Annotated in this window: 2 tRNA genes and 3 rRNA genes; all 5 read left to right on the top strand. The window is 55.9% G+C overall.

The features are described from left to right. The first annotated feature begins 275 nt into the window (after window positions 1–275). The 5 genes from ACH65_RS10055 to rrf all read left to right on the top strand — a co-directional run bounded on the left by ACH65_RS10055 (window position 276) and on the right by rrf (window position 5,433). A 16S ribosomal RNA gene (locus ACH65_RS10055) occupies window positions 276–1,820 on the top strand. Between the two features lie 99 nt (window positions 1,821–1,919). Then, window positions 1,920–1,996, top strand: a tRNA-Ile gene (locus tag ACH65_RS10060). Window positions 1,997–2,000: 4 nt separating this feature from the next. Then, window positions 2,001–2,076: transfer RNA gene (locus ACH65_RS10065), tRNA-Ala, on the top strand. Window positions 2,077–2,261: 185 nt separating this feature from the next. Beyond that, window positions 2,262–5,139 (top strand): 23S ribosomal RNA (locus ACH65_RS10070). A gap of 180 nt (window positions 5,140–5,319) precedes the next feature. After that, window positions 5,320–5,433 (top strand): 5S ribosomal RNA (rrf, locus tag ACH65_RS10075). The 16S, 23S and 5S rRNA genes sit together here with 2 tRNA genes alongside, the layout of an rRNA operon. The last annotated feature ends 275 nt before the right edge of the window (window positions 5,434–5,708 follow it).

The raw sequence follows: 5,708 nt of genomic DNA on the forward strand, positions 1-5,708 counted from the left end.
AAAATTTCTTCGCTGAAGGTGTTGACGGACAGGCAAGACGATGTAGAATGGGCGGCTCACCCGGAACGAAACGTCTCGGGGCGATCTGAAGAAAAGGTCGCAAGTGATTGATCTTTGACAGTGTGCGCAGGTGACTTGTGTGGGCGCCTTGCAGTGGATGAATGACTGTCCAGCAATGCAAGCGTCTAACCTAAGAGTCAATTCAAAAGCTTGACGTTTTACGGTTAGGACAACGCTTCAGAAAGATAGATCGGCCTTCGGGTTGATCGAAAACTTAAGTGAAGAGTTTGATCCTGGCTCAGATTGAACGCTGGCGGCATGCTTAACACATGCAAGTCGAACGGCAGCACAGCAGAGCTTGCTCTGTGGGTGGCGAGTGGCGGACGGGTGAGTAATGCATCGGGACCTACCCAGACGTGGGGGATAACGTAGGGAAACTTACGCTAATACCGCATACGTCCTACGGGAGAAAGCGGGGGATCTTCGGACCTCGCGCGGTTGGACGGACCGATGTGCGATTAGCTAGTTGGTGAGGTAATGGCTCACCAAGGCGACGATCGCTAGCTGGTCTGAGAGGATGATCAGCCACACTGGGACTGAGACACGGCCCAGACTCCTACGGGAGGCAGCAGTGGGGAATATTGGACAATGGGCGCAAGCCTGATCCAGCAATGCCGCGTGTGTGAAGAAGGCCTTCGGGTTGTAAAGCACTTTTATCAGGAGCGAAACGCTGTCGGCGAATACCCGGCGGAACTGACGGTACCTGAGGAATAAGCACCGGCTAACTTCGTGCCAGCAGCCGCGGTAATACGAAGGGTGCAAGCGTTAATCGGAATTACTGGGCGTAAAGCGTGCGTAGGCGGTTGTTTAAGTCTGCTGTGAAATCCCCGGGCTCAACCTGGGAATGGCAGTGGATACTGGGCAGCTAGAGTGTGATAGAGGATGGTGGAATTCCCGGTGTAGCGGTGAAATGCGTAGAGATCGGGAGGAACATCAGTGGCGAAGGCGGCCATCTGGATCAACACTGACGCTGAGGCACGAAAGCGTGGGGAGCAAACAGGATTAGATACCCTGGTAGTCCACGCCCTAAACGATGCGAACTGGATGTTGGTCTCAACTCGGAGATCAGTGTCGAAGCTAACGCGTTAAGTTCGCCGCCTGGGGAGTACGGTCGCAAGACTGAAACTCAAAGGAATTGACGGGGGCCCGCACAAGCGGTGGAGTATGTGGTTTAATTCGATGCAACGCGAAGAACCTTACCTGGCCTTGACATGTCTGGAATCCTGCAGAGATGCGGGAGTGCCTTCGGGAATCAGAACACAGGTGCTGCATGGCTGTCGTCAGCTCGTGTCGTGAGATGTTGGGTTAAGTCCCGCAACGAGCGCAACCCTTGTCCTTAGTTGCCAGCACGTAATGGTGGGAACTCTAAGGAGACTGCCGGTGACAAACCGGAGGAAGGTGGGGATGACGTCAAGTCATCATGGCCCTTACGGCCAGGGCTACACACGTACTACAATGGTCGGTACAGAGGGTTGCAATGCCGCGAGGTGGAGCCAATCCCAGAAAGCCGATCCCAGTCCGGATCGTAGTCTGCAACTCGACTACGTGAAGTCGGAATCGCTAGTAATCGCAGATCAGCTATGCTGCGGTGAATACGTTCCCGGGCCTTGTACACACCGCCCGTCACACCATGGGAGTGAGTTGCTCCAGAAGCCGTTAGCCTAACCGCAAGGGGGGCGACGACCACGGAGTGGTTCATGACTGGGGTGAAGTCGTAACAAGGTAGCCGTATCGGAAGGTGCGGCTGGATCACCTCCTTTCGAGAAAGGCAGCATCACTGCTGCAAGACGTCCACACAAGACACCTGCACATCCGCACGCCACCAGGCGTGAGAGCCCAAAGGGCTCATGAAGCTTTATGGGTCTGTAGCTCAGGTGGTTAGAGCGCACCCCTGATAAGGGTGAGGCCGGTGGTTCGAGTCCTCCCAGACCCACCACTTTGGGGCCATAGCTCAGCTGGGAGAGCACCTGCTTTGCAAGCAGGGGGTCGTCGGTTCGATCCCGACTGGCTCCACCAGTTAGTGACGGATGTGTAGCGCACACAAAAGATTTTAGAGAGCCGGCGGCGTTGAGGCCGTTTGGCTGTTCTTTGAAAATGTAAACGAGTGACAAGCGTTTTGGTTCGAAACCGAACCGAGATGTGTCGTTGAGGCAACGGCGATGCGTCGTTTGGCATAACTTCGAGGCGACTTGGGGTTATATGGTCAAGCGACCAAGCGTATACGGTGGATGCCTTGGCGGTCAGAGGCGATGAAGGACGTGGCAGCCTGCGAAAAGTGTCGGGGAGCTGGCAACAAGCTTTGATCCGGCAATGTCCGAATGGGGAAACCCACCGCGTAAGCGGTATCGTGCAGTGAATTCATAGCTGTACGAAGCGAACCCGGGGAACTGAAATATCTAAGTACCCGGAGGAAAAGAAATCAACCGAGATTCCCTCAGTAGCGACGAGCGAACGGGGAGTAGCCCAAAAGCGCACGATGTTTTAGTCGAACGGTCTGGAAAGTCCGGCCATAGCGGGTGATAGCCCCGTAGGCGAAAGGGCATGGTGCGTGAAATTGAGTAAGGCGGGGCACGTGAAACCCTGTCTGAACATGGGGGGACCATCCTCCAAGGCTAAATACTCCTGACCGACCGATAGTGAACCAGTACCGTGAGGGAAAGGCGAAAAGAACCCCGGAGAGGGGAGTGAAATAGACCCTGAAACCGTATACGTACAAGCAGTGGAAGCCCTTCGGGGTGACTGCGTACCTTTTGTATAATGGGTCAGCGACTTACTGTCAGTGGCGAGCTTAACCGTCTAGGGGAGGCGAAGGGAAACCGAGTCTGAATAGGGCGCATAGTCTCTGGCAGTAGACCCGAAACCGAGTGATCTATCCTTGACCAGGTTGAAGGTGCGGTAACACGCACTGGAGGACCGAACCCACATCTGTTGCAATAGATGGGGATGAGTTGAGGATAGGAGTGAAAGGCTAAACAAACTCGGAGATAGCTGGTTCTCCTCGAAAGCTATTTAGGTAGCGCCTCGTATGTATCTTCCTGGGGGTAGAGCACTGTTATGGCTAGCGGGTCATCGCGACTTAGCAAACCATGGCAAACTCCGAATACCAGGACAGACTGTACGGGAGACACACGGCGGGTGCTAACGTCCGTCGTGAAAAGGGAAACAACCCAGACCCGCAGCTAAGGTCCCCAAGTTAGTGCTAAGTGGAAAACGATGTGGAAAGGCATAGACAGCCAGGAGGTTGGCTTAGAAGCAGCCACCCTTTAAAGAAAGCGTAATAGCTCACTGGTCGAGTCGGTCTGCGCGGAAGATTTAACGGGGCTAAGCACTACACCGAAGCTCGGGGTGCACAGCAATGTGCGCGGTAGAGGAGCGTTCCGTAAGCCTGCGAAGGTGGATCGTAAGGTCTGCTGGAGGTATCGGAAGTGCGAATGCTGACATGAGTAACGATAATGCGGGTGAAAAGCCCGCACGCCGAAAGCCCAAGGTTTCCTCGCGCAACGTTCATCGGCGCAGGGTGAGTCGGCCCCTAAGGCGAGGCAGAAATGCGTAGTCGATGGGAAGCTGGTTAATATTCCAGCACTTCTCTTAAGTGCGATGTGGGGACGGAGAAAGTTAGGTCTACCGGGCGTTGGTTGTCCCGGGGAAAGGCGGTAGGCATGGATCTTAGGCAAATCCGGGATCCTTTATGCCGAGCACCGAGACGAGCCCTTTTGGGCGAAGTGACTGATACTACGCTTCCAGGAAAAGCCACTAAGCTTCAGCTTAAGAGAAACCGTACCGTAAACCGACACTGGTAGGCAGGGTGAGAATCCCAAGGCGCTTGAGAGAACTCGGGTGAAGGAACTAGGCAAAATGGCACCGTAACTTCGGGAGAAGGTGCGCCCTCCGGTGTGGTCACATGCGTGACTGAGCACCAGAGGGTCGCAGTAACCTGGCCGCTGCGACTGTTTACCAAAAACACAGCACTCTGCAAACACGAAAGTGGACGTATAGGGTGTGACGCCTGCCCGGTGCCGGAAGGTTAATTGATGGGGTCAGCCGCAAGGCGAAGCTCTTGATCGAAGCCCCGGTAAACGGCGGCCGTAACTATAACGGTCCTAAGGTAGCGAAATTCCTTGTCGGGTAAGTTCCGACCTGCACGAATGGCGTAACGACAGCGGCGCTGTCTCCACCCGAGACTCAGTGAAATTGAAATCGCTGTGAAGATGCAGCGTTCCCGCGGCAAGACGGAAAGACCCCGTGAACCTTTACTACAGCTTTACACTGAACGTTGAGTTCTTCTGTGTAGGATAGGTGGGAGGCTATGAAACCAGGACGCCAGTCTTGGTGGAGCCATCCTTGAAATACCACCCTGAAGTGCTTGACGTTCTAACCTCGGCCCGTTATCCGGGTCAGGGACCGTGTATGGTGGGTAGTTTGACTGGGGCGGTCTCCTCCTAAAGCGTAACGGAGGAGCACGAAGGTACGCTCAGCGCGGTCGGACATCGCGCACTGTGTGCAAAGGCATAAGCGTGCTTGACTGCAAGATCGACGGATCAAGCAGGTACGAAAGTAGGTCTTAGTGATCCGGTGGTTCTGTATGGAAGGGCCATCGCTCAACGGATAAAAGGTACTCCGGGGATAACAGGCTGATACCGCCCAAGAGTTCATATCGACGGCGGTGTTTGGCACCTCGATGTCGGCTCATCACATCCTGGGGCTGTAGCCGGTCCCAAGGGTATGGCTGTTCGCCATTTAAAGTGGTACGCGAGCTGGGTTCAGAACGTCGTGAGACAGTTCGGTCCCTATCTGTCGTGGGCGTTGGAGATTTGAGGGGGGCTGCTCCTAGTACGAGAGGACCGGAGTGGACGTTCCGCTGGTGTTCGGGTTGTCTCGCCAGAGGCATTGCCCGGTAGCTACGAACGGAAGCGATAACCGCTGAAAGCATCTAAGCGGGAAGCGCGCCCCAAGATGAGATCTCCCGAGTCCTAGAGACTCCTTAAGGCACCATCTAGACCAGGTGGTTGATAGGTGGGGTGTGGAAGCGCAGCAATGCGTTGAGCTAACCCATACTAATGCGCCGTGCGGCTTGACCATATAACCCCAAGACGCTTCACGTGCAGGTCCCTCTGCGACGAGCCCGGCCATCCATGGCCGGACTGATCAAACAGAGCAGGACCGCTTCGACGGCACGTCACGGTTCGACCCGACCCAAACGCTTGTCACTCGTTTACCCCTTTGCCGGGCTGGCGCTTCTAGCGCTGCCCGCACCCCTTCCCTGGCGGCCATAGCGCTGTGGTCCCACCCGATCCCATCCCGAACTCGGAAGTGAAACGCAGCTGCGCCGATGGTAGTGTGACTCTGTCATGCGAGAGTAGGTCACCGCCAGGGGCTTTATCCTTAAAAACCCTCACCGGACACGGTGAGGGTTTTTTCTTGCCCGCCGACACGCCAACGCCAAGGCAACGGCCCGCCACCGGCGCGGCCGGAGCCGCGGAAACCGCACAGCGGTGATGACCCTTGGGCGATGTCGCGGCGACGCATGCGCTGGCTCGACGCCCTGGCTGCAAGCAGTGCCCGACCTGGCCCTTCGGCATCCAGCCGTGATGCATCCGTCGTCTATCATGCGGAGACAGCCGATTACGGAGCAGCGCATCTTGTTCGTA

Source organism: Frateuria defendens, assembly GCF_001182895.1.
GTDB classification, from domain to species: Bacteria; Pseudomonadota; Gammaproteobacteria; order Xanthomonadales; family Rhodanobacteraceae; genus Frateuria_B; species Frateuria_B defendens.